Source organism: Ruegeria sp. HKCCD6647-2 (assembly GCF_057221075.1).
Genome location: NZ_JBWVBD010000001.1, coordinates 927,620 through 951,198 on the forward strand (window position 1 = coordinate 927,620; position 23,579 = coordinate 951,198).

General features: G+C 57.5%; 26 protein-coding genes. 15 read left to right on the forward strand and 11 right to left on the reverse strand.

What is annotated here, in order from left to right; all coding sequences use genetic code 11:
* The first annotated feature begins 23 nt into the window (after positions 1 to 23).
* The 5 genes from fabZ to AC2TDJ_RS04490 are packed head-to-tail and all read left to right on the forward strand — an operon-like array spanning position 24 to position 3,816.
* Positions 24 to 497 (forward strand): 3-hydroxyacyl-ACP dehydratase FabZ, encoded by a 474-nt coding sequence (fabZ, locus tag AC2TDJ_RS04470; RefSeq protein ID WP_480839634.1) that lies wholly within the window; start codon positions 24 to 26, stop codon positions 495 to 497.
* Positions 494 to 1,279 carry an acyl-ACP--UDP-N-acetylglucosamine O-acyltransferase gene (gene lpxA, locus AC2TDJ_RS04475; protein WP_480839636.1) on the forward strand — a complete coding sequence of 262 codons (786 nt, stop codon included), beginning with the start codon at positions 494 to 496 and terminating at the stop codon, positions 1,277 to 1,279. The genes fabZ and lpxA overlap by 4 nt, the downstream gene beginning before the upstream one ends.
* A gap of 4 nt (positions 1,280 to 1,283) precedes the next feature.
* Positions 1,284 to 2,078, forward strand: coding sequence for an LpxI family protein (locus tag AC2TDJ_RS04480; RefSeq protein WP_480839638.1), 795 nt, complete (start codon positions 1,284 to 1,286; stop codon positions 2,076 to 2,078).
* Positions 2,078 to 3,235: a lipid-A-disaccharide synthase gene (lpxB, locus tag AC2TDJ_RS04485; RefSeq protein ID WP_480839639.1), complete on the forward strand. Its 1,158-nt coding sequence runs from the start codon at positions 2,078 to 2,080 to the stop codon at positions 3,233 to 3,235. The genes AC2TDJ_RS04480 and lpxB overlap by 1 nt, the downstream gene beginning before the upstream one ends.
* Positions 3,235 to 3,816, forward strand: a complete 582-nt coding sequence (locus tag AC2TDJ_RS04490; protein WP_480839640.1) for a hypothetical protein — start codon at positions 3,235 to 3,237, stop codon at positions 3,814 to 3,816. Before lpxB ends, AC2TDJ_RS04490 begins: the two co-directional genes overlap by 1 nt.
* On the opposite strand, the gene mnmA is transcribed toward AC2TDJ_RS04490, so the two are convergent.
* On the reverse strand, positions 3,813 to 4,958 hold the full coding sequence (gene mnmA / locus AC2TDJ_RS04495) for a tRNA 2-thiouridine(34) synthase MnmA (RefSeq protein ID WP_480839641.1): 1,146 nt from the start codon (positions 4,956 to 4,958) through the stop codon (positions 3,813 to 3,815). The two genes, AC2TDJ_RS04490 and mnmA, sit on opposite strands and share 4 nt — an antisense overlap.
* A 131-nt stretch (positions 4,959 to 5,089) precedes the next feature.
* Here mnmA and sciP point away from each other — a divergent pair, with 131 nt between their 5' ends.
* The 5 genes from sciP (at position 5,090) to AC2TDJ_RS04520 (ending at position 10,884) form a co-directional block, all read left to right on the forward strand.
* Complete coding sequence (sciP, locus tag AC2TDJ_RS04500) at positions 5,090 to 5,383, forward strand: CtrA inhibitor SciP (RefSeq protein WP_480840228.1); 294 nt, start codon at positions 5,090 to 5,092, stop codon at positions 5,381 to 5,383.
* 84 nt (positions 5,384 to 5,467) lie between these two features.
* A complete protein-coding gene (gene ctrA / locus AC2TDJ_RS04505; RefSeq protein ID WP_480839643.1) occupies positions 5,468 to 6,184 on the forward strand; it encodes a response regulator transcription factor CtrA in 717 nt (238 codons plus the stop codon).
* A 125-nt stretch (positions 6,185 to 6,309) separates the two neighbouring features.
* Positions 6,310 to 8,562: an NAD-dependent DNA ligase LigA gene (ligA, locus tag AC2TDJ_RS04510; RefSeq protein WP_480839645.1), complete on the forward strand. Its 2,253-nt coding sequence runs from the start codon at positions 6,310 to 6,312 to the stop codon at positions 8,560 to 8,562.
* Entirely contained in the window at positions 8,559 to 10,649 is a 2,091-nt protein-coding gene (gene recG / locus AC2TDJ_RS04515) for an ATP-dependent DNA helicase RecG (RefSeq protein ID WP_480839647.1), read from the forward strand. The genes ligA and recG overlap by 4 nt, the downstream gene beginning before the upstream one ends.
* A 112-nt stretch (positions 10,650 to 10,761) precedes the next feature.
* On the forward strand, positions 10,762 to 10,884 hold the full coding sequence (locus tag AC2TDJ_RS04520; RefSeq protein WP_480839649.1) for a hypothetical protein: 123 nt from the start codon (positions 10,762 to 10,764) through the stop codon (positions 10,882 to 10,884).
* Between the two features lie 185 nt (positions 10,885 to 11,069).
* Here the strand turns inward: AC2TDJ_RS04520 and AC2TDJ_RS04525 are convergent, their stop codons facing one another.
* The gene (locus AC2TDJ_RS04525; protein ID WP_480839651.1) at positions 11,070 to 11,708 is read right to left on the reverse strand and encodes a MarC family protein; all 639 of its coding nucleotides are present in this window, start codon (positions 11,706 to 11,708) and stop codon (positions 11,070 to 11,072) included.
* A gap of 59 nt (positions 11,709 to 11,767) precedes the next feature.
* A complete protein-coding gene (locus AC2TDJ_RS04530) occupies positions 11,768 to 12,220 on the reverse strand; it encodes an iron-sulfur cluster assembly scaffold protein (RefSeq protein ID WP_480839653.1) in 453 nt (150 codons plus the stop codon).
* Positions 12,221 to 12,268: 48 nt separating this feature from the next.
* Here AC2TDJ_RS04530 and hisI point away from each other — a divergent pair, with 48 nt between their 5' ends.
* Complete coding sequence (gene hisI / locus AC2TDJ_RS04535) at positions 12,269 to 12,658, forward strand: phosphoribosyl-AMP cyclohydrolase (RefSeq protein ID WP_480839655.1); 390 nt, start codon at positions 12,269 to 12,271, stop codon at positions 12,656 to 12,658.
* Between the two features lie 46 nt (positions 12,659 to 12,704).
* Here hisI and gluQRS read toward each other — a convergent pair whose 3' ends face one another.
* From gluQRS to AC2TDJ_RS04555, 4 genes are all read right to left on the reverse strand, one after another.
* Positions 12,705 to 13,550, reverse strand: coding sequence for a tRNA glutamyl-Q(34) synthetase GluQRS (gene gluQRS, locus AC2TDJ_RS04540; protein ID WP_480839657.1), 846 nt, complete (start codon positions 13,548 to 13,550; stop codon positions 12,705 to 12,707).
* Complete coding sequence (locus AC2TDJ_RS04545) at positions 13,547 to 14,161, reverse strand: class I SAM-dependent DNA methyltransferase (protein ID WP_480839659.1); 615 nt, start codon at positions 14,159 to 14,161, stop codon at positions 13,547 to 13,549. Before AC2TDJ_RS04545 ends, gluQRS begins: the two co-directional genes overlap by 4 nt.
* A gap of 37 nt (positions 14,162 to 14,198) precedes the next feature.
* Positions 14,199 to 15,539, reverse strand: a complete 1,341-nt coding sequence (trmFO, locus tag AC2TDJ_RS04550) for a methylenetetrahydrofolate--tRNA-(uracil(54)-C(5))-methyltransferase (FADH(2)-oxidizing) TrmFO (RefSeq protein WP_480839661.1) — start codon at positions 15,537 to 15,539, stop codon at positions 14,199 to 14,201.
* Between the two features lie 250 nt (positions 15,540 to 15,789).
* Positions 15,790 to 16,602: an enoyl-CoA hydratase gene (locus AC2TDJ_RS04555; RefSeq protein WP_480839663.1), complete on the reverse strand. Its 813-nt coding sequence runs from the start codon at positions 16,600 to 16,602 to the stop codon at positions 15,790 to 15,792.
* A 30-nt stretch (positions 16,603 to 16,632) separates the two neighbouring features.
* Between AC2TDJ_RS04555 and AC2TDJ_RS04560 the strand changes: the two genes are divergently transcribed.
* Positions 16,633 to 17,076: a PaaI family thioesterase gene (locus tag AC2TDJ_RS04560; RefSeq protein ID WP_480839665.1), complete on the forward strand. Its 444-nt coding sequence runs from the start codon at positions 16,633 to 16,635 to the stop codon at positions 17,074 to 17,076.
* Positions 17,077 to 17,136: 60 nt separating this feature from the next.
* On the opposite strand, the gene AC2TDJ_RS04565 is transcribed toward AC2TDJ_RS04560, so the two are convergent.
* The gene (locus AC2TDJ_RS04565) at positions 17,137 to 17,364 is read right to left on the reverse strand and encodes a DUF1127 domain-containing protein (protein ID WP_480839668.1); all 228 of its coding nucleotides are present in this window, start codon (positions 17,362 to 17,364) and stop codon (positions 17,137 to 17,139) included.
* Between the two features lie 99 nt (positions 17,365 to 17,463).
* Between AC2TDJ_RS04565 and AC2TDJ_RS04570 the strand changes: the two genes are divergently transcribed.
* The gene (locus tag AC2TDJ_RS04570; protein WP_480839669.1) at positions 17,464 to 18,867 is read left to right on the forward strand and encodes an aminotransferase-like domain-containing protein; all 1,404 of its coding nucleotides are present in this window, start codon (positions 17,464 to 17,466) and stop codon (positions 18,865 to 18,867) included.
* Here AC2TDJ_RS04570 and AC2TDJ_RS04575 read toward each other — a convergent pair.
* Positions 18,857 to 19,237 carry a nuclear transport factor 2 family protein gene (locus AC2TDJ_RS04575; protein ID WP_480839671.1) on the reverse strand — a complete coding sequence of 127 codons (381 nt, stop codon included), beginning with the start codon at positions 19,235 to 19,237 and terminating at the stop codon, positions 18,857 to 18,859. The genes AC2TDJ_RS04570 and AC2TDJ_RS04575 overlap by 11 nt on opposite strands.
* A 243-nt stretch (positions 19,238 to 19,480) precedes the next feature.
* On the opposite strand from AC2TDJ_RS04575, the gene rplM reads away from it, so the two are divergent.
* On the forward strand, positions 19,481 to 19,939 hold the full coding sequence (gene rplM / locus AC2TDJ_RS04580; protein ID WP_039536983.1) for a 50S ribosomal protein L13: 459 nt from the start codon (positions 19,481 to 19,483) through the stop codon (positions 19,937 to 19,939).
* Positions 19,940 to 19,945: 6 nt separating this feature from the next.
* Positions 19,946 to 20,431, forward strand: a complete 486-nt coding sequence (gene rpsI, locus AC2TDJ_RS04585) for a 30S ribosomal protein S9 (protein WP_424833688.1) — start codon at positions 19,946 to 19,948, stop codon at positions 20,429 to 20,431.
* Between the two features lie 70 nt (positions 20,432 to 20,501).
* Here rpsI and AC2TDJ_RS04590 read toward each other — a convergent pair whose 3' ends face one another.
* Together AC2TDJ_RS04590 and AC2TDJ_RS04595 are read right to left on the reverse strand one after the other, a co-directional pair.
* Positions 20,502 to 21,662: an ABC transporter substrate-binding protein gene (locus AC2TDJ_RS04590; protein ID WP_480839673.1), complete on the reverse strand. Its 1,161-nt coding sequence runs from the start codon at positions 21,660 to 21,662 to the stop codon at positions 20,502 to 20,504.
* Positions 21,659 to 23,578: an AMP-dependent synthetase/ligase gene (locus AC2TDJ_RS04595; RefSeq protein WP_480839675.1), complete on the reverse strand. Its 1,920-nt coding sequence runs from the start codon at positions 23,576 to 23,578 to the stop codon at positions 21,659 to 21,661. The genes AC2TDJ_RS04590 and AC2TDJ_RS04595 overlap by 4 nt, the downstream gene beginning before the upstream one ends.
* Position 23,579 lies beyond the last annotated feature (1 nt).

The following is a 23,579-nucleotide window of genomic DNA, read 5'->3' on the forward strand; positions in this document are numbered from 1 at the left end:
ATTCAGAACGGGACATCTGCACCATGACCACGGAAACCAAGAGTGCCGACATTCAGTTGATTCAGCGCATTCTACCGCATCGTTACCCGTTTCTCCTGGTCGACAAGGTTGTGGATATCGAAGGGTATCAGTCTGCGGTTGGTATCAAGAACGTCACCATGAACGAGCCGCATTTTCAGGGGCATTTCCCGGGTACTCCGATCATGCCGGGTGTGACCATTGTCGAGGCAATGGCGCAGACCGCAGGCGTCATGCTGGGCGTCGGCATGGATGTCATCGACAGCGAGTTGCTGATCTACTTCATGAACATCGACAAGTGCAAATTCCGTCGCAAGGTCATTCCGGGCGATGTCCTTGAGATGCACGTCGAAACGGTGCGCGGCAAAAAAGGCGGCAAGATCTTCAAATTCAGCGGTCGCGCAACCGTCGATGGCGAGGTTGCGGCCGAGGCCGAATTCTCGGCCTATGTAGACTGGGACATGGAAAAGACGACATGAGCGAAATCCATCCCAGCGCAATAGTTGAAGACGGCGTGCAGATTGGTCAGGACTGTAAGATCGGCCCGTTCTGCTACGTTGGTGCGCAGGTGCGTCTTGGCGACCGGGTGGAGCTGAAATCGCATGTCGTGGTGACCGGCGATACATCGATTGGCGACGACAGCGTGGTCTTTAACTTCTCGGTTATCGGTGAGATTCCGCAGGATCTGAAGTTTGGCGGCGAAAATACCCGTCTTGAGATCGGCAAGCGCAACCGTATTCGTGAACACGTAACGGTGAATACCGGAACTGAGGGCGGCGGCGGCGTAACCCGGATCGGAGATGACTGTCTTCTGATGGCCGGCGTTCACGTGGCGCATGACGTGCAGATCGGTAACCGTGTCATCATGGTCAACCATGCCGGTGCAGCTGGGCATTGCATCATTGAGGATGACGTGATCGTCGGTGGCATCTCGGGCCTGCACCAGTGGGTGCGGGTCGGACAGGGCGCTATCATCGGGGCTCTGACTATGGTCGCCAAGGATGTGATCCCATATGGTCTCGTTCAGGCGCCTCGCGGCGAACTTGATGGGCTGAATCTGGTCGGGCTCAAGCGACGTGGTGTGACACGGGCCGACATCTCGGCCCTGCGCGCAGCGTTCCGAGAGCTGTCCGAAGGTGAGGGAACTTTCATGGATCGTGCGCAGCGTCTGGGCGAGGACGCCGAGAGCGAATATGTGCGCCGGATTGTCGAATTTGTGACCGGTGATACCGATCGTTCTTTCCTGACACCGGGGAAATGACTTCATGCTGGCGCTGATCGCAGGAACGGGCGCTTTGCCGGATGAAATCGTGTCCGTTTTGCCCGAGCGCCCGCTGATCTGTGCATTGGAAGGGTTCGAACCCGACCACCTGAAGGCCGAGCTGGTCTTTCCGCTTGAACGACTCGGCAGTTTCATTGCCGAGTTGAAGTCGCGCGGTGTAGCGCAGATTTGCATGGCAGGGGCAGTGCGTCGACCGGTTGTCGATCCCGCGCGTATTGATGCCGCAACGATGCCTTTGGTTCCAATCCTGCAAAAAGCGATCATGTCCGGGGACGACGGTGCCCTGCGGGCCGTCATCGGGATATTCGAGGACGCGGGCCTGGATGTTCGCGCGGCCCATCAGATAGCACCCGAACTTTTACCACCTTTGGGCTGCCTGACCGAGGCCCAACCGTCTGACGCAGATTTGACAGACGCCGACCGTGCAGCCGGTGTACTGCGCGCAATGGGCGCTGCGGATGTCGGTCAGGCCTGCGTTGTCCTGAAAGGGCAGGTGCTGGCCATCGAGAGCATTTTCGGCACGGCCTGGATGTTGCAATCCCTGACCCAGCGACCGGACGCAGGGGGTGGCGTATTGTTCAAGGGGCCCAAACCTGATCAGGATCGGCGCGCGGATTTGCCGGCGATAGGGCCCGATACCGTGTCGGGTGCCGTGGCCGCGGGGCTGTCCGGGATCGTCATCGAAAAGGGCGGAGTTCTAGTCCTGCAGCGGGATCGCGTCATCGAGGAATGTGATCGGCTGGGCCTGTTCCTGACCGTTCGCGAGCGGGCTGTCTGATGCGCGTTTTTCTGGTCGCCGGAGAACCCTCGGGCGACCGGTTGGGCGGTGCGTTGATGGAGGGCTTGAAGGCTCTCGTCCCGGATGTTGAGTTCGACGGCGTAGGTGGTCCCTTGATGCAGGCGCAAGGGTTGCAAAGCAGGTTTCCAATGGCCGAGCTCAGTGTCATGGGCTTGGTCGAGGTTCTGCCGAAGTTCTTTCATCTCAAACGCCGGATCTCCCAGACAGCTCAGGCCGTGCTGGATACCCAACCTGATGTCCTGATCACGATTGACAGCCCGGACTTTTCGCTGCGCGTCGCCAAGCTGGTCAAGGCCGCCAGCGCTATCCGCACTGTCCACTATGTCGCGCCCTCGGTCTGGGCTTGGCGACCTGGAAGAGCGGACAAGATGGCAAAGGTCATCGATCACGTTCTGGCCCTGCTGCCATTTGAACCGCCCTATATGGAACGTGCCGGTATGGAGTGTGACTTTGTGGGACACCCGGTCGTGAACGAACCCATCGCCACGGCCAAGGATATCTCGGCGTTTCGTTCCGCCCATGATCTCGGCGATGCTCCGCTGCTTCTCGCTCTTCCTGGATCGCGCCGGGGAGAGGTCGACCGCCTTGCGCCGGTCTTCGGGCAGGCGCTGTCCCTGTTCCTGAGGGATCGCCCGACGACGCGTGTCGTCGTACCGGCGGTCTCTCATATGGTTGAGACGGTATCGGAACACACGAAAAACTGGCCGGGCAAACCTGTGGTCGTCGACCCGCGGTCCCTGCCTTCGGATCAGGCTCAGGCACAAAAACGCGCGGCTTTTGCCGCAGCGGACCTGTCATTGGCAGCGTCAGGGACCGTTTCACTGGAGCTGGCGGCGCAAGCGACTCCGATGGTGATTGCCTATAACCTGAACTGGTTGACGCACCAGATTGCGAAGCGGATGGTCAAGCTGGACACAGTCACACTGGTCAATCTGGTGTCCGAGACCCGCGCGGTGCCGGAATGTCTGCTGAATGACTGCCAGCCCGACAAAATCGCTGTGGCCCTGACGCGGGTCGCCGCCAACCCTGACGACCAGCGCGAAGCCATGGCCCTGACGATGGAACGATTGGGACGCGGAGGAGAGGCGCCGGGTTTGCGCGCCGCCCGCGCGGTTCTGGAACGGATGGGTACGTGATGCTGGATCATGTGGTCTTTGCCGCTTCGGCGTTCATGGCGCAGGTATTGACGAACCTCGACAATCTGGCAGCTCTGTTGGCGCTGATGATGGTTTCCGGTCCGCAGCGTGCGGTCCTCGGGTTCTTGCTGGCGCAGATTATCGTGATCTATGCAGCTCTGTTGCTGGCCTTGGGGGTCGAGGATGTGGTACCGCAATGGGCCGGATATCTTGGAGTGATCCCGCTGACGCTCGGGGTGATCGGCGTGATCCGACAATTTTGGGGCCAACGGTCCGAGGAAGCCCCGCGCGTGTCCGCAAGCGCATCGATGCTCATGACCATGATGCTGTTTATCAGCCTGTCGATGGACACGTTCGCCGTTTTGGCTCCACTGCTGGCGGATTCGGTTCCCAGCTTTCGGGCGGCCGGGGTGATTGGCGCGACATTGGCGGCGTTCGGATTGGCGCTTTTGGGCTTGATGGGCGCACGGGCCAGCTTCATGACCGGTGTGTTAGCGCAAAGACTGGAACGTCTCGTGCCTTTTGTCATGATCTGCGCCGGGCTTTATATCCTGAGCAACTCGTGGACTGACGCGGTTTAATACCCGCGCCAGATCCAGCCGCCGCCAAAGATGCGGCTGCCTTCATTCGCATAGAAAACGCAGGCCTGCCCCGACGAAATGCCTTCTTCGGGTGTCAGCAGTTCGACCTCGGCCGTGGTGTCCGACGAAGGCCGGATGATCGCCTCGCGCGGCGGGCGGGTCGAGCGGACCTTGACAGACAAATGCCATTCATCGCGCGAAGTGAAGGGTTCGTCGCCCAGCCAGTTGATCTCACGCACCGGAACGATGCGCGTGGCCAGCATTTCTTTTGGCCCAACGACAACTTGCTTTGTGTCGACGTCCAGCTTGACCACATAAAGCGGGTCGCTGAGGCCGCCGATGCCCAAACCACGGCGCTGGCCGATCGTGTAATGGATGACGCCGTTGTGTTGCGCCAAAACGCGGCCATCGGCGTGGACGATCTCACCCGGTTCCGCCGCACCGGGGCGCAGTTTCTCGATCACGCTGGCATAGTTGCCATTGGGTACGAAGCAGATGTCCTGACTGTCGGGTTTGTCCGCCACGGCCAGACCGTATTGCGCGGCCATCTCGCGCGTTGCGTCCTTGGATGGCAGGTGGCCCAGTGGAAAGCGCAGGAACTCCAGCTGCTCCGGTGTCGTCGAGAACAGAAAATATGACTGATCGCGATTGGCATCCTCTGCACTGTGCAGCTCTGGCCCATTCGGGCCCATCTTGCGCTGGATGTAGTGACCGGTTGCCATGCAGTCGGCCTCAAGGTCCTTGGCGGTCTCGAGCAAATCCTTGAACTTCACGCGTTCATTGCAGCGAATACACGGAACAGGGGTCGCGCCTGCAAGGTAGCTGTCGGCGAATTCGTCAATCACCGCGTCCTTGAAGATATTTTCATAGTCCAGAACGTAATGCGGGAAGCCTCGCTCTTCGGCGACCCGTCGCGCGTCGTGGATATCGATCCCGGCACAGCACGCACCTTTCTTGGCCAAGGCCGCGCCGTGGTCATAAAGCTGCAACGTCACACCCACCACGTCATAGCCTTGATCCGCCAGATGGGCCGCAACGACCGAACTGTCCACGCCGCCGGACATGGCAACCACCACCCGCGTTTCCGAGGGCGGTTTGGCGAAGCCAAGCGAGTTCAGCGGTGTCTCGGTATCAAGGGCCATTTGGCGGTTCCAGTCCGGGTTAAGAAAGACCGGCAGAATATAGGAAAATTCTACACACTCTCAAGGGGCGGTTTCACTCTGTTTTAAGTAGGCTGGTGCCAGCTTTGATGCAGCAGGAAAAGGGTAACAAGATGTATTTGCACAAAGTGGAAGGGCCAAGGTCGATCACGCTGCCGGATGGATCGATCATGACGCGCGCAGATCTGCCCCCGGCGGATACGCGCAGATGGGTCGCATCGCGCAAGATCCTGGTGGTGCGGGGCGTGCTTTACGGGCTGATATCCCTGTCGGATGCGAAGAAGCAATACGGTATCAGCGACGAAGAATTCAACACATGGGTATCGATGGTTGCCGAACACGGCGTCGATGCGTTGAAAGTGACCGCACTAAAAAAATATCGACAACCTAAAGGGGAAAGTGAATAAATGATTCAACGGTAACGTCGGATTAACCATTTTTGTTCAGGCTCGATTTTAATTGGAAAGATTGAACTGAATTGGAGCAGTGAAATGCGAATACTTCTTGTCGAGGATGATCCGACAACGTCCAAAAGCATCGAGTTGATGCTGACACATGCGAACCTGAACGTATATGCGACGGACCTGGGCGAAGAAGGCATAGATCTTGCGAAGCTCTACGACTATGATCTGATACTGCTGGATCTGAATCTGCCGGACATGAACGGGCATGAGGTTCTGCGCCAACTGCGGATTGCCAGGGTCGAAACACCGATCCTGATCCTGTCCGGCGCGGACGATACAGAAAGCAAGATCAAGGGTTTTGGGTTTGGGGCGGACGATTATCTGACCAAACCGTTCCACCGAGAGGAGCTGGTTGCGCGTATCCACGCGATCATCCGGCGGTCCAAAGGACACTCGCAATCCATCATCCAAACCGGCCGTGTCGCAGTGAATCTTGATGCCAAGACGGTCGAGGTCGAAGGCAAGACAGTTCATCTGACCGGTAAGGAATACCAGATGCTTGAACTTCTGAGCCTGCGCAAGGGAACGACGCTGACCAAAGAGATGTTCCTGAACCACCTCTACGGCGGGATGGACGAGCCGGAACTGAAAATCATCGATGTTTTCATCTGCAAGCTGCGCAAGAAGCTCAGCAACGCAACTGGAGGCGAAAATTACATCGAAACGGTTTGGGGCCGCGGATATGTCCTGCGCGATCCTCAGGCAAATAGTGTCGACGAAACCCGCATGGCGGTCGGCGCCTGATTACAGTCACTGACTGCCGTCTCTGGTCCAGGGCGGCAAGCTCACTCACGGCTCAGCACAGTACTGGACCTAGCCATGGCCTCGCCCTATCACTGGGGTCCAAGAATACGTGACAGGGCGAGGCCATGAGCGAATCCATTCCGGTATCAGAGCTGACCGAAGACGCCGCGCGCGCCGAATTGGAGCGGCTCGCCACTGAGATCAACAGGGCCAACCGACTGTATCACGCGGAAGATGCGCCCGAGATATCGGACGCGGATTACGATGCTCTGAAACGTCGGAACGTGGCGATCGAAGAACGTTTTCCGCATCTCAAACATTCGGACAGCCCGACTGATCAGGTTGGCGCGCGCGCCGCAGAAGGGTTTTCCAAGGTCACGCATGCCGTTCGCATGATGTCCCTGGGCAATGCGTTCGACGAGTCGGATGTGGCTGATTTTGATCGCTCTGTTCGCAAGTATCTCGGTCTGTCTGACGATGCGCCTCTGTCATATACGGCCGAGCCGAAGATCGACGGCCTTTCGCTGTCTCTTAGGTACGAAAATGGCAAACTGGTTCAGGCCTCAACGCGTGGCGACGGCGAAGTTGGTGAAAACGTAACCGCCAATGCGCTGACCGTGTCGGACATTCCTCACCAGATCGACAGCGCGCCTGACGTGCTAGAGGTGCGCGGTGAGGTTTATATGTCTCACGCCGATTTCGATGCGCTCAACGCGCGGCAGAACGAAACGGGCGGCAAAACCTTCGCCAATCCCAGAAATGCGGCGGCCGGTTCATTGCGGCAACTGGACGCGTCGATCACGCGTTCGCGCCCGTTGCGGTTCTTTGCCTATGCCTGGGGGGAGCTGTCCGAGCCCTTGGCAAATACACAAATGGAGGCGATTCAACGACTGAAAGCACTGGGTTTTCAGGTCAACGACTTGACGCGCCTGTGCGGCACAACTCAGCAAATGCTGGATCATTACCGCCAGATCGAAGCGCAACGCGCGACTCTTGGTTATGATATCGACGGTGTCGTCTATAAGGTCAACGAGCTGGGCCTTCAGTCCCGGCTTGGGTTTCGGTCGACAACGCCCCGATGGGCCATTGCGCATAAGTTCCCGGCCGAATTAGCCTGGACCCGGCTTGAATCGATCGACATTCAGGTGGGGCGCACCGGCGCGCTGAGCCCGGTGGCCAGATTGCACCCTGTGACGGTTGGCGGTGTCGTTGTTTCGAATGCCACCTTGCACAATGAAGATTACATCGCGGGACGCGACGCCAAAGGCGGAGTGATCCGGGAAGGCAAGGACATACGCGTTGGCGACTGGGTGCAGGTCTACCGGGCTGGGGATGTGATCCCCAAGATCTCGGATGTAGACCTGAGCAAGAGGCCGGATGACGCCCAGCCCTATGATTTTCTTGAAAAATGCCCTGAATGCGGCAGCGATGCCATTCGCGAAGATGGTGATGCGGTACGTCGATGCACTGGTGGGCTAATCTGCCCGGCGCAGGCTGTGGAAAAGCTGAAACACTTCGTCTCGCGCAAGGCCTTTGATATCGAAGGCCTTGGCGCAAAGCAGATCGAGATGTTCTATGACGATCCGGACCTGCCCATAAAAGTGCCCGCCGATATCTTCACATTGCAAGCGCGGGATGCCCGGAACCTTTCACGGCTGAAGAACCGGGATGGTTGGGGTGAAACCTCGGCCAGTAACCTGTTCGCCGCAATCGATGAAAAACGGACAATCCCATTTGCGCGCCTTTTGTTTGCCCTCGGCATTCGGCATGTTGGGGAGGTCGGCGCGCGCGATCTGGCGCTTTATTATCGTGACTGGGACGCCATGGCGCAGGCCATCGATACCGCTCGTCCTGCTGCGTTGGCGTATCGAAACGCCGATGAGGCGGAAGAGGCCGAAAGGATTGCGGCGTCGACCGAGAACCGTCGGGCGCGGGTCAAAGAGGTTCGTGATGCGGCAACAATGGCGCTGAACGTACCGGCGGCGGCGTCCAGCGCCTGGTCGGATCTGACCGGAATTGACGGAATTGGCGCGACGCTCGGTCTGTCACTGTCCGATGCCTTTTCCAATGAGGATGAGCGGAAGGCCTTTGACGATCTTCGCGCTAATTTAACGATTGTGGCTCCGGACGCACCGGCGACGGACAGCCCTGTCGCCGGCAAGACTGTTGTCTTTACAGGTACTTTGGAAAAAATGACCCGAGCCGAGGCCAAAGCCCGCGCCGAGGCCTTGGGCGCCAAAGTGTCCGGTTCGGTGAGCCAAAAGACCGACCTGCTGGTTGCCGGGCCGGGCGCGGGGTCGAAGGCCAAGAAAGCGGCCGAACTGGGGATTGAAACTCTGGATGAAGACGGCTGGTTGCAGCTTATCGGGGACGCATGACGGGCCGCCCCGAGAAACTGTTCCCGCTTTTTGCCGGGCTGGAAACGCTTGAAGGGGTGGGCCCCAAGACTGCGCAGAACATGGCGCAACTGGGAATCGAGACCCCGCGTGACGTACTCTTCTCGCTGCCATATGCGGTGGTGGACAGACGTCGGCGCGACACGATCAAAGGGGCAGACTTGCCCTCGACGATAACGGTTGAGGTGACGGTGGGCGCGCATCGCCCCGCCCGAAATCGCGGTGGGGCCTACCGTATCCATGTCGAGGACAGCCAGACCGAATTCCAGCTCGTGTTCTTTCATGCCCGGGGCGACTATCTGCAGAAGATCCTGCCCCAGGGCGCGCGCCGGGTCGTGTCGGGCAAGCTAGAGCTTTTCGATGGCTTGGCGCAGATGGTGCATCCGGATCACATCGTACCGCCTGAAGAGGCAGGCGAGTTGCCGGAATTCGAACCCGTATATCACCTGACGCAAGGGGTAACCCAGAAAACAGCCTACAAAGCGGCGCAAAGCGCTTTGGCCCGAGCCCCTGAACTGGCGGAATGGGCAGACCCGGCGCAGGTCGACAGAGCGGGCTGGCTCGATTGGAATTCGGCCATGCAAGCCGCGCACCATCCAAAAGGCGCGGACGATGTGGCCCTATTCGCGCCCGCGCGCGAGCGGCTGGCCTATGACGAGTTGTTTGCACATCAGCTGACGCTTGCGCTGGCGCGCCAACGCGAGCGAAAGGCGCGTGGCATTGTCAGTGTCGGCAGCGGAAAGCTGCAGTCGAAAGTTTTGACCAGCCTCCCGTATCGTCCAACTGGGGCGCAGACTCGGGCAATTGACGAAATCTCGGCCGATATGGCGTCCGAGGCCCGGATGAACCGTCTGTTGCAAGGAGATGTGGGCGCAGGCAAGACACTTGTGGCATTTCTTGCGCTTTTGATTGCGGTAGAGGCCGGAGGGCAGGGTGTCATGATGGCGCCTACGGAAATCCTGGCCCGACAGCATCTTGAAGGGTTACGCCCATTGGCGGAAGAGGCCGGCGTAGTTTTGGAGATTCTGACCGGACGCGACAAAGGCGCCGAGCGGCGGGCGAAACTGGCGGCGCTCAAGAAGGGTGATATCCATATACTGGTGGGAACTCATGCCGTGTTTCAGGGGGATGTGGACTTCCACGATCTGCGTCTGGCCATTGTCGATGAACAGCACAGGTTTGGTGTGCGCCAGCGCATGGAACTGTCCGAAAAAGGGCGGGCCGCGGACGTTCTGGTCATGACCGCAACACCGATCCCGCGTAGCCTCGCGCTGGCTCAATATGGCGACATGGATGTCTCAGTCCTGGATGAAAAACCGCCCGGTCGCAAACCGATCAAAACGGCGATCGTCAGCACGCAGCGGATGGACGAGGTCGTGGCCCACCTCCGGCGGGCGATTGAGGACGGCAAACAATGTTATTGGGTTTGCCCTTTGGTGGACGAATCGGAAGTGTCGGACCTGACAGCCGCGGAAGAGCGGTTCAAACGACTGCGTGCATTGCTGGGTGAATGTGTTGTCGGGCTGGTTCATGGTCAGATGCCACCGGCTGAAAAGGACGCGGCCATGGCGGCGTTTCAGACCGGGCTGACGAAGGTTCTAGTGGCAACCACGGTCATCGAGGTTGGGGTGAACGTTCCGAACGCGACAATCATGGTCATTGAGAGGGCCGAAATTTTTGGCCTTGCTCAACTTCACCAGTTGCGGGGCCGCGTCGGGCGCGGCGAGGATGCCTCGACTTGTCTGTTGATGTATCAGGCGCCACTCAGCGACGGAGGTCGAAAGCGGTTGGAGGTATTGCGCGAGACCGAGGATGGTTTTCGCATCGCCGAAACTGACCTTCAGATGCGGGGGGCCGGTGATCTGATTGGTACGGCCCAGTCTGGTCTTCCAAGGTTTCGTATCGCTGATCTGGAACGTCAGGCCGGGTTGATGGCAGTGGCACAATCTGACGCGCGGGCTTTGTTGGCCGGTGATCCCAAACTGACTTCCGAACGGGGGCAGGCAGCACGAGTGCTGTTGTGGTTGATGAAACAGGATCAGGCGATCCGTTTGATTTCAGTGGGTTAGTCAATATGTTCCCGTAAGTTCACAAATGTTCTCAAAAAGTTCTTTACCGACTCAAGAAAATATGAGAACAAAAGGTCAACAAAGGATTAATGCTCTGACCGGAGGTGAGACCATGCTGACCCAGATCAAGTTCGCTTTCAGCCGTTCGCAGGCCACGCTTTTGCAGGATGCAGCGGGTGTCGCGTCTTTGGTGGTTATGCTGATGGTTGCCCTGCACCTTCCGATTGGTTTCTGACCCTTTCTGCCTGCGATCTCGTGCCGGTAAGCCCGCGTTGTCATCCCCATTTCAGTCAAGGGTGACCTGCCTGTCCCAAATCCCTTGTAGGGGCCTGCCTCGGCCCCACGCGGAAACCCGGACCCCACGCGAGACACGCATGACCTGCCGCCGCCCTTTCGCCCGGAAGGAGCGGCGGTTTTTTTTTACAGTTGACCGGTTTTCATGATTGCAAGCATGGCAGACAAAACCGAATTCACTGCCACCGATGCCAGGATCATGCCCATTATCCGACTGATTATTGCGGCTCCGGAATGGCCGATCCAGCGAATGATCGGCTCTGCCAGCAGCATTAGAACAAAGGCAATAGCAAGCACCGAAAGCATCACCAGCGCAGTAATGCCCTGATCGGCAGCACTGAAACGGTTGTTGTCGGTCAGAATGACGATTGCCAGCATCGCACCGGGCGAGGCTAACGACGGCACGGCCAGCGGAAAGATCGCCGGGTTGGTCTTGTGCATCTTGTCTTCAAGGTCTTCCTCAGCCTGACGCTGTTCGATGTCCTGTTTGCTTTCACCAAAGATCATGGTGAGGGCAAAGAGGAACAGAATGATCCCACCGGCCACCTGGAAGGAATTGAGGCCGATATCCAATGCTTCAATCAGCAATTGCCCGAAGACCAGAAAGAACATCAACACACCGGCACTGACCAAAGAGGCCAGCAGTGCGGTTTTTCGCCGTGCCGACGCTTCGATACCAGCTGTGACTGCAATGAATACGGGGATCGTTCCAATCGGGTCTATGACAACCCAGAGCGTCACGAAATGCTCTAGCAGATTGTTCAAACCGGTCCCTCCCTCAAAATTGTCATGAGACTAGACGGGTTTGCCGGGAAACACCACGTTTACGCGCAATTGGCCTGTTCAGCCTGTTCCATCGCCTCGGAAGTCGCCTCAAGTGCCAGCAGGATCGACGCATGGCGATTCTTGTACTCGCGTGCGGGCATCAGAACCTCCAGCCCGTCGAAAGGAGCATCCGGGGCAGGGCCGCCTTTTTTCAGCATGGCGGACAACTGGTCTCGGGCCGTTTCCACCTGAGCACGCGTGGTGCCAATTACTGCATTGCCTACGACCGAAGCCGACGCCTGACCCAGTGCACAAGCTTTGACGTCCTGTCCGAACTCGGAAATGTGACCGTCTTGGACTTTCACGTCGACAGTGACTGTCGATCCACACAACGGGGCACGCTTTTTCACTGTTGCATCAGGGTTATCCAGCCGCTCCAGATGCGGAATATCCGCCGCAAGCGCCAGAATGCGCCCGGAATAAAGCTTGATCAGGTCAGTTTCGCCGGACATGGCTTTCCCTCGTTGACTGTTCCTCATACATAGTGGCCACGCTCTGGGATGCAAAAGGTTTTTGCCATGTCGCACACTGTCTCGTTCGACCCGTCGACGCTCAAATTCAACGAAGCGGGTCTGATACCTGCGATCGCGCAGGATGAAAGTTCAGGCGAGGTTCTGATGATGGCCTGGATGAACGCGCAAGCCGTTGATCGGACACTGACATCGGGGCGCGTGACCTATTGGTCGCGATCCCGTCAGGCGTTTTGGGTGAAGGGCGAAAGCTCGGGCCACGTGCAGGAGCTTGTCGACTTTCGGGTCGATTGTGACCGGGATTGCCTATTGGTTGTGGTTCGGCAAACGGGCCCGGCCTGCCATACAAACCGGCGCAGTTGCTTCTACACTGCCATAAGGGACGGGGTCGAGGTGGAATTGATGTCACCCATGGGGTGAGATTTGCGCCAGCAGGCTCCCCCGGTGCGCTCATCATTGACGGGTGTCAGAGCTCCACCATGGCCTTGATATCCGCGGGCGAGGCACCCTCGGCGCGATATTTGGCGATTGCGCGGGCGTCATCCCGTTTGGCGAGGCGCTTGCCGGATGGGTCCCGGATCAGACGGTGGTGGTGATAGACTGGTGTCGGCAAGCCGAGCAGGGTCTGAAGCAGGACGTGTATTTGTGTTGCATCAAACAGGTCTTCGCCGCGAATGACATGGGTGATCTTCTGATCGGCATCATCGACGACCACGGACAGATGGTAGGAACTGCCCATGTTGCGGCGCACCAGAATGAAATCGCCAACGGAATGCAACAGGCATTCTGGATCCAGCGAATGATGTCCAAGGTGCATCGTGCCGGTCTCTTGAAAAATCCTTAAATCAAGGGTTTCCAGCGCTTTCTTGACGTTCAGGCGCAGGACATCATTTGGCCCCGCATCGGACATGAGGCGATGTCGGCACGTTCCGGGATAAATGCGCCCGTCCGGGCCAAACTGCGGAACGCCTTCCTGAGGCGCACCGGCGGCTGCTTCAATGTCCGCGCGGTTGCAACTGCAGGGATAGACGAGCTCCTTCGCAATCAGTATGTCCAATGCGGCACGATATTGTTGCAGCCGATCCGATTGCCGCATGACGGGCTGCTGCCAAACCAGCCCTAACCAATTTAGATCATCATATATCTGATCTTCCCAATGCTGACGCGAACGAGATTGATCAATATCTTCGATCCGCAGCAGAAACTGGCCGCTGCGGGCCGCTGCCATGTCAAATGCCAACAACGCGGAATAGGCGTGCCCCAAATGCAATGGTCCCGTGGGTGATGGTGCGAAACGTGTAATGAATGTCACGCTTTTTCAACAATATAAACGTCAGACTTCATGTCCATACCTGGCAAGTGCGGGCCATACTCGCGAAACAGAAGGCGAGCAGCACCCATATCCAACCAGTCGTTGAGACGAACGGAATAGGCCGGCTCGGCCAGCGCGTGGTCGTTCAATGAAAACACAAGAAGACCATTCCGTGGCAGCGCCTTCATCAGCAGATCAAAGGTTTCGGGTGGTGCCGCACCTGTTCCGATCACGCCGATCGCTGTGATTATCGAATATTCGTTCTGTTCCAACGGGTTCGGATCGGAAATCTCGAATCCCGACAGGGTGCGATAGACGCCCTTTGCCGCCGCAACTTCCAACATCTCAGGCGACGGGTCCTTGCCATCGATTGCGCGAAAACCAACCTTGTTCAGGGCCACACCGGACAGGCCCGTTCCGCAACCGTAGTCCAGAATCGGAATCTCCGGTTCCGGTCGTTTGGACCAAAGGGCCTCGGCAGCTCGGGTCGGGGTGATATAGCCGTTTTCCGCGACTTCGTCGTCATAGGACGCTGCCCATTTCTGATAGTGCTTCTGAGTGTCTTCAGCGCTATCCAGATTGTAGGTGTTGTTCAGAAACTTTTCGCTCATTCAGCCATGTTAGGCGCAGCCCCGGGGCTGCGTCCAGTCAGCAATTCGTCAGCCATTCGGTCCATGCGGCTTTGGCGCGATCAGTGTAGGCTTTGTAACGATCCTTTCGGCCGCGCCGCCCGCCTTTCAGACCATCAACCGGGCGGAACAGGCCGAAATTCACGTTCATCGGCTGGAATGTCTTGGCCTCGGCCCCGCCGGTAATGTGGTGAATCAATGCACCCATCGCGCTATCCTGCGGAACTTCGGGCAGGGAACGATCCAGCAATTCTGCTGCTGCCATCCGACCGGCCAGCAATCCCATTGCCGCGCTTTCGACATAGCCCTCAACACCGGTGATCTGGCCGGCGAAACGAATGTTGGGCCGGGATTTCAACCGCATTTGTGCGTCCAGCAGGGTCGGAGAGTTGATGAATGTGTTGCGGTGTATCCCGCCCAGACGCGCAAAGCTGGCGCTTTCAAGACCGGGAATCATACGAAAAACATCGGTTTGCGCGCCGTATTTCATCTTGGTCTGGAAGCCCACGATATTGAACAGCGTTCCCAGAGCGTTGTCCCGACGCAATTGCACCACAGCATAGGGTTTCAAATCGGGTTGATGCGGGTTGGTCAGTCCGACCGGCTTCATAGGACCGTGACGCAGCGTTTCGCGTCCGCGTTCGGCCATAACCTCGATTGGCAAACAGCCGTCGAAATAGCCCGCAGTTTCACCGTCGTGAAATTCCGTTTTGTCGGCGGCCAGCAATGCATCGATGAACGCTTCGTACTGATCGCGATCCATCGGGCAGTTCAGATAGGCGGTGCGTTCTTCTTCGGTCTCGCCCTTGTCATAACGGGATTGCATCCAGGCTTGGCTCATGTCGATGCTGTCTGCGTAAACGATCGGGGCAATAGCATCGAAGAAGGCCAGTGCCTCGGCTCCTGTCTCGGAACGGATCGCAGCACCCAGATCCGGCGAGGTCAATGGACCCGTGGCGAAGATCCAGTTGCCAGCGTCAGGCAGTGTCGTCACCTCTTCCGCTGTCACGGAAACGCGGCGGTGGGCCTGCAGTTTGGCGGTAACGGTTTCGGCGAACGGATCCCGATCCACCGCTAGCGCGCCACCGGCGGGCAAGCGGTGCGCATCCGCAGTGGTCATGATCAGCCCGTTTGCCGCCCGCATTTCCCAATGCAGCAACCCAACAGCATTCTGTTCATCATCGTCGGAACGGAATGAGTTCGAGCACACCATCTCGGCCAGGTTGCCGGTCTGATGCGCAAAAGTGCCAACTTTGGGCCGCATTTCATGGATGACGACATCCACACCCATTTCAGCAGCCTGCCAGGCGGCTTCGGATCCGGCCATGCCGCCGCCAACGATATGCAATCTCTGTGTCATGAGCAGCCAAATAGGGCAGAGCGCAGCCATACGCAACGCGCGTTTCAACGGTGTTTTTTCGGGAAGTCTTGGGGTCGCCGCTGCGGGAATGTCAACGCCGGTGAGAGAAACCAGCTTGGAGGGACCTTCCGCCCACGGCGACCCAAAAGCACAATTCAGGCCTTAGCCTTGACCCACCATTGCCACAGTGTCGCCCTTTTGAAAAGTGAAAAAATGCGAACAGTGGCTAAATTTATCTGGAATATTTGCGTTACTCCTGCCAATTTGGCGGTCTTTTTTCGATAAATGCGGAAATTCCTTCTTCGGTGTCCCGGTGCAGCATATTCTGCGCCATTACCTCGGCGGTATAGGCATATGCCTCGTCCAATGGCATTTGCAGCTGCTGATAAAACGCCTGTTTTCCAATTTTGACGGCTGCGCCGAGTTTCTTCGACAACTGCTCTGCCAGTGCGATAGTTTCCTGTTCAAGCAGCGCTTCGGGAACGACCCGATTGATCAAGCCCAGTTCCTGGGCGCGCTCGGCAGAAATAAAGTCACCCGTGGTCAGCATCTCGAACGCCTGTTTGCGCGGGATATTCCGGCTGAGCGCCACCATCGGCGTCGAGCAGAACAGCCCGATATTCACGCCGTTCACGCCAAATCGCGTTCCTTCAGCGGCTACGGCCAGATCGCAAGTGGCCACCAGTTGGCAACCGGCGGCTGTGGCGATGCCATGGGTCCGGGCGATGACGGGTTGGGGCAGGGCCTGAATCGACATCATCATCCGTGCGCAACGCGCGAACAAGTCTTGAAAATATGCCTTTCCACCATCTTCGGCCTGTCGGCCCTGTGTCATCTGTTTCAGGTCGTGGCCCGCGCAAAACGCCTTGCCTGCGCCAGACAGCACCACAACCCGAATCGAGCGGTCATTTCGCAAGGCATCCAGTTCGGTTTGGAGTGCTGCCAACATCTCGTCACTCAGGGCATTTAGCCGCTCTGGGGCGTTCATGGTCAGGTGCGCAATTGCGCCCGTGTCGTTACGTTCCAGAATTGCCATCTTGCCCTCCCGCTGAGTGTCGGCCAACTGTAGGGCGGCAAGGCAGGGAGGGAAAGTATGTCATTGGCGATGAGCAAAGAAGAATTGACCGAATATCTCGCTCAGGTCTTTCCTCAGGTTCACAAGGATTTCGTCGTCGAAGATTTGAACGAAGACACGATCACCATGCGCCTCGTTGTCGAAGACCGCCACCTGCGCCCTGGGGGCACAGTGTCCGGCCCGTCCATGTTCGGGCTGGCGGATGTCAGCGTCTATGCGATGGTGCTTGCCCGCAAGGGACGGCAATCGTTGGCCGTTACGACAAGCTGCTCGATGGATTTCCTGCGAAAACCTCAAGGTGCGGCGGATATGATTGCGGAATGCCGGCTGCTGAAGCTAGGGCGAAGCCTTGCGGTCGGAGACGTCCTGATGTTCTCGGAAGGCTCGGACAAGCCGGTGGCGCGGGCAAGCATGACCTATTCGATCCCACCCGAAGGCTCGGCAGCGGCTGCCTTTGGATAAAAAAGGCCGGGGCAAGCCCCGGCCCAGGAAGAGGTCCCAAAAAATGGGACTGGGGATTACTTACTCCATCCAAAAATAGCGTTTGGATTCATCTCGCGCCTGATAGCTTGTTAAACCAACATCGCGGAGCAGCCTGTCATCCAGGCGACCGAGATTGACGCGGCTGCGACGGCGTTGTTCCCATTTTGTGACCGTCGCCGCAAACCGCACGGCCAGCGCGGCGATCAGCGGCAGTCGGGGACTGTCGTTCAGCACCAAAAGGGCGGGGTTGTGCATTGAGCGTGTCATCTGGGCATCCTTTCAAAATTGTATTGACACAAAGTATAAATGTTCGGTACATGTGTTTGATACATTCAGGATTGTGTCAAAAGCAAAGGAAGAATTGTAATGGATACAATTTGGCCCGAGGCGCTCCCCAAAGCAAAGGGGCCAAAGTATACGCTGGTTGCGGATACGATCCGAAAAGCGATTGAAAACAAAACACTGGAAGTCGGAACAAAACTGCCTCCGGTGCGGGAGCTTGCGTATAGATTACAAATCACACCAGGGACGGTTGCACGGGCTTATACGATCCTGACTGACGAAGGTTTGCTACAAGCCGAAGTCGGACGTGGTACATTCGTAGCGCCGCCGCGATCGCCGATCCTGGACGATGTCTGGTCACGGCAATTGCACCTTCGGGACGACAAATATGACGCCAATGTCAGTCTGTTCAGCCCGCGCTTGCCGGATGTAGGGCAGGTGACACTGATCCGGGAATGCTTGTCCAATATCGCCAAGGGCGATCCGCGTATGTTCATGAATTATCCCACACGGGATGCTTATCAGCCTGTAAGGCAGGCTGTGGTGGACTGGTTGTCGGACCTGCCGCTCGGCGCTTTGAACGCGGACGACATTGTGTTGACTCATGGCGGGCAAAGCGGCCTGTGCGTCGTGTTCCAGACGGTTCTGACCGGCCCTAAACCCGTCGTTCTGGTTGAAGACCTGTCATATGCCGGGTTCCGCAGGGCCGGGGAATTGATGCGCGCCGAGGTGATGGGCGTGAAACTGGATAAATGGGGGATCAACCCGGAAGCGCTGGACCACGTTTTACGCCACACACACGCTCAGGCCATCTGTGTGTCACCGGAAGTGCAAAACCCGACCGGGGGGCATTCGCCACTTGAACGCCGCAAAGAAGTGATCGAAATCGCCCGCCGCCATGACCTTCAGATCATCGAGGACGACTGCTACCGGATGGGAGAGGCCCGCGCCCCAAGCTATCGCGCGCTGGCGCCAGAACGGGGCTGGCATGTGTCATCGATTTCCAAAACCCTGACTCCAGCCTTGCGGGTCGGTTTTGCGATTGCGCCAAAAGAACGAAGTGGAGACCTGCGCAGGTCCGCAGAATACGGGTATTTTGGCCTGGCGCAGCCTCTGGCAGAACTGACCCGAATGCTGCTGATGGATCCCCGGTCACGTCAACTCGCCCGGGATGTTCGTTCGAAAATGAGCGAATATGTAAGGGTGGCCGTGAATGCGCTAGGTGGGTTTGATCTGAATTGGGATGCAGACATACCTTTTGTCTGGCTCAACCTACCATCCGGTTGGCGATCAGCTGCCTTCAGCCGGGCAGCAGAGCGTGAGGGGATTCAGCTACGTTCGGCCGATGAGTTCGCGCTAAGGGATGGAAGGGCGCCAAATGCCGTTCGCATCGCCATGAACGGACACGTGACGCTGGACCAGTTCGAGGATGCGATGCTGCGGCTACGTGCGTTGCTGGACAATCCGCCGGAACAGATCAGCGTTTGACGCTTTCCCCCAGTGGGACGGGGTCGCCAAAAAAGCCAGCCAGATGGGCAATCTTGCCGCTGACATCAAGCCGAACAAAATCATGGCCGGCCACATATACATTTCCATCCGGCCCAACCATGTGCCACGTGAAATGGATCACATCGTGATGGTTGGTTGGGTTGCTGGTAATCTCGACAGTTCCATCAGAGTTTTTTAAAACCTTGCCAATATGGGCGGACAGCGCCTCGCGCCCACTGACATCTGCAGTCGGATCTACATAGCGACCGTTTTCCGCAAAACAGTACGTCAGCAGATCAAGCCGTTTCCCTTCGTCGGTTTCTTGCCACGCGGCTTCGTAGTTGTTGATTGTTTGTTGTAGATTTTGCATGGCGGGACTCCAAATCTGACTAAAAGAATAGTGTGATTTAAGAAGCTGAGAAATTTTGGTGCTTCACAATGTTGCAAATTTTTGGGGTAAAATAATACCTATTTGGTAAGCCATTGAAAAGCAGCGATTAAATACGCTCTGTTGTTCTTGACGTGATTATCGACTGTCTCTAAATACCCATCCATCGAATTCGGACCGCTCCGACTTGGGGCGGTCTTTCACATCAAACAGGACTATCCTGCCATGAAAACCTTTTCTGCAACACCTGCAGACATCGACAAGAAATGGATCCTGATCGACGCCGAGGGCGTTGTTCTGGGCCGTCTTGCCTCGATCGTCGCCATGCGCCTGCGTGGCAAGCACAAAGCGTCGTTCACCCCGAACATGGACATGGGCGACAACGTCATCGTGATCAACGCTGACAAAATCCAGATGACCGGCAAGAAGCGCGAAGAGAACTTCTACTGGCACACTGGCCACCCGGGCGGCATCAAGTCGCGCACCAAACAGCAGATCCTGGAAGGTGCTCACCCCGAGCGTGTCGTGACCCAGGCGGTCAAGCGCATGCTGCCGGGCAACCGTCTGGCGCGCCAGCAAATGACCAACCTGCGCGTTTACGCCGGTGCCGAGCACCCGCACGAAGCCCAGGCCCCCGAAGTTCTGGACGTTAAGTCCATGAACAAGAAAAACACCCGGAGCTAATGACCGATGGCTGATCAGATCAATACTCTCGAAGAGCTGAGCGCCGTCGCAGGCGTTGAAACCGTGGCCGAAGAAGTCATCGTGCGTGAACCCGTACGTGACGAGCTGGGCCGTTCCTACGCCACAGGCAAGCGTAAAGACGCAGTTGCCCGCGTTTGGATCAAGCCGGGTTCCGGCAAAGTTACCGTGAATGGCAAAGACCAGGACACTTATTTTGCACGCCCCGTTCTGCAGCTGATCCTGCGCCAACCGTTCCAGGTTGCCGGTGTGGAAGGTGAGTTCGACGTTGTCGCAACTGTCAAAGGCGGTGGCCTGACCGGTCAGGCCGGTGCGGTCAAGCACGGCATCTCGAAAGCGCTGCAGCTGTACGATCCGTCGCTGCGTGGTGCTCTGAAAGCTGCTGGCTTCCTGACCCGCGACAGCCGCGTTGTTGAACGTAAGAAATACGGTAAGCGCAAAGCGCGTCGTTCGTTCCAGTTCTCGAAGCGTTAATTCGCTGCCGAGTGCGCAATTTCAAAGGGCTCGCATTTGCGAGCCCTTTATTGTTGCCTAAAGCCTCGGCTTATTCTTCGTAAACCAGCTTCCAGGCGCCGTTTTCCACGACATTGACATAAACGGAATCCGCGCCTTGGTGATCATCCGGGCCAAAGGTCATGTGGTTGCCCACCAGATCATCCTGGTAATCCAGCGTTTCCATTGCGGCGATAAAGCTTTCGTGGGTCAGGTCGGGTCCCGCCGCCTCAAGTGCTTTGACCATCAGTTCCGCGGCTGAGTACCCAAGCATTGCAAAACCGACCGGGTCTTCGCCGGTGGCCGCCTTGTATTCTTCTATAAAGGCCGCAGGTGCAGGCTCATCAGCACGTGCCCAGAGATCCTGCCACGACGCAGCCGCGTAAAGCCCATCCGTCACACCGCCGGGCACCTGGGCGACAACCGTCAGAAAACTGGCCGAGGTGCCGAGGAACAGCATATCCTCAAGCCCCATCTTCTTGGCAGTTCCCACAACCGTGATCACCTGACGCACCCCAAGCGCCATCGTGACAATATCGCATCCTTCTTCTTTGAGCTTGCTCAGCGATCCTACGAAATCGGTTTCGTCCGGTTTGTGAGTGGTTTCCGCGACGAACTTGATCCCGGCTTCTTCGGCGCCGGCCTGGCTACCCTCCAGGATTTCTTCACCAAAGTCCGTTGGCAGGTACATGGTGCAGACGGATTGCGACTCGAATTGCTCGGCCAGGTATTTTACGCCGACACGGCTTTGGTCGTAGTAGGTCGAGAATGAGGTAAACTTGTTGTTCATCGGTTCTTGCAGCATTTGCCGCGCGGCGGTCAGGGGGGCAACGTTTGGAATGCCCTTGGGATCCAGCAACTTGAACCCGGCCAGGTTCATCGGCGTACCCAGCGACTGCAGCATGGCAAACACCTTGTCGCGGTTCAGCAGCTTATTATAGCCCTGCATCGCGCGTGGCATCTGGTAACCGTTATCCTCCACCACATAGCGAATGGTACGACCATGAACGCCGCCATTGGCGTTGACCCGATCGAACACCACATTCGCGCCCTTGGTCGCCGGAACGCCAACAGCTGCGAATATGCCGCTCAGATCATTGACCGATCCAATGACGATTTCGTCGTCGGTAACGCCTTGGGTGTCAGCCAAAGTCAATGAGGCCGTAGCGGTCAATGCCGTCGCGGCAGCCAGTCCTGCGATGAAATTCTTCATATCTCTCCTCCCTGTGGGCCAAGCCCTGTCTCATGGTACATATCTTCGATCAAATGTGAGTGTTTCTTTTCCACCAGATTACGTTTCAACTTCATGGTCGCGGTCAGCTCGTCATCATCCGCCGTCAGCAAGACATCGATCAGGCGGAAATCCTTGATCTGTTCCACCCGTGCGAAGTCCTGGTTTACAAGCGCGATTTCGGTGCCAATCAGCGCTTTGACGTCCGAGGCGGCGCAAAGCGACGCGAAGTCTGAAAAGGGTATCTTTTGTTCCTGTGCAAATTTCTCGACGTTTTCCTGGTCGATCATGATCAGAGCCGTCAGGAATTTGCGCCGGTCGCCTATGACAACGGCGTCCGAGATGTAGGGGCTGAACTTCATTCGGCTTTCGATTTCGGCCGGGGTGATGTTCTTGCCGCCAGCGGTGATGATGATGTCCTTCAACCGGCCGGTGATGGTGACAAAGCCTTCGTCGTCTATGCGCCCCATGTCACCGGTGCACAGCCATCCGTCGGCCGTGAAGGTTTCCGCTGTTTTTGCGTTGTCGCGCCAATAGCCCTGAAATACGTTCAACCCTTTGATCTGGATTTCCCCGTCATCCGAGATCCGAATGTCATTGCCGGGCACAGGTCGTCCGATCGTGCCAACTTTGTTGATCTTGGGCGTATTGAGCGATGCGATGCCCGAGGTTTCGGTCATTCCAAACCCTTCCACCAGCGGAACGCCGATGGCCCAATACCATTTCAGCAACTCTGGTGAGATGGGGGCGGCACCGGACCCGCCGCGCCGCAGCCTGTCCATTCCCAACATGCGCCGCAGATTGCGAAGTACCATCTGATCCCAAAACCAGTATCGGGCCGCTGTGATCAGCGGAACTGGTTGTCCACGCAGGATGCTGTCTGCCCGCTGCAGTCCCGCCGCGATGGCCCGTTGAAAGGCGAAACGCCCTGTCGATGTCGCCTCTTTCTCCATGAACTGAACGTGGGAATAGATCTTCTCCCAGACCCGCGGCACAGCCGTGAAAGTATCGGGAGAGAGCTCTTGAAGATTTGCAAAGACCGTTTCTGGGCTTTCGGCGAAATTGACGGTGCATTTCGAGGCGAGCGGGAAGTAAACCGAGACGTCTCGTTCCAGAATGTGGCAGAGCGGCAGAAAGCATAGCTGCTCATCTGTCTCGAAAGCGGGCAGAGCGTGCGCGCCGGCCTCGATGGCCGCCATGATGTTTTCATTGCTCAGCATCGCGCCCTTGGGTTTGCCCGTGGTGCCCGACGTATAAACCAATAAGGCCGTGTCCTGCGGTGTGGTCAGGGCTATCTCGGCCTCGAAGGCCCCGGGCTCTTCAGCCTCCGCCTGCCGGCCGAGCGCGTAGAGATCATCGATCAACATGCAGCGGGGGTGATCCAGGTTATGCAGACCTTCGTCTTCGAGGATAATGACTTTAAGAAGGTCCGGTAACGCGTTTTCGACGGTTAGAAATTTGTCCAACTGCTCTTCGTCTTCGACAATCAGGAACCGGCTGTCGCTGTCGGTGACGATATATTGTACCTGACTTGCTGCATCTGTGGTGTAGATGCCTGACGCAATACCGCCGACGCCCTGTATACCCATGTCGAACCAGGCCCATTCCTTGCGATCTTCCGACAGAATCGAGACGACCTCACCACGCCGCAATCCAAGTTTGCGCAAGGCAAGACCGATCCATTTGGCGTGCCGCCAGTAGTCGGTCCAGGAATAGGATTTCCAGATGCCGAGATCTTTTTCCCGATGCGCTGTTCGGTCGCCCAATTCCGCGCAACGTTTCTGAAACAACTCGCTGATCGTGATGCAGCCATCCACCCGTAACGGGCGTTGGCCCGGTGTGGCGTTGAACCGGACGCCGTTGATCATCGTCTGCGGAGGTAGGGGGCTGGCATCCATT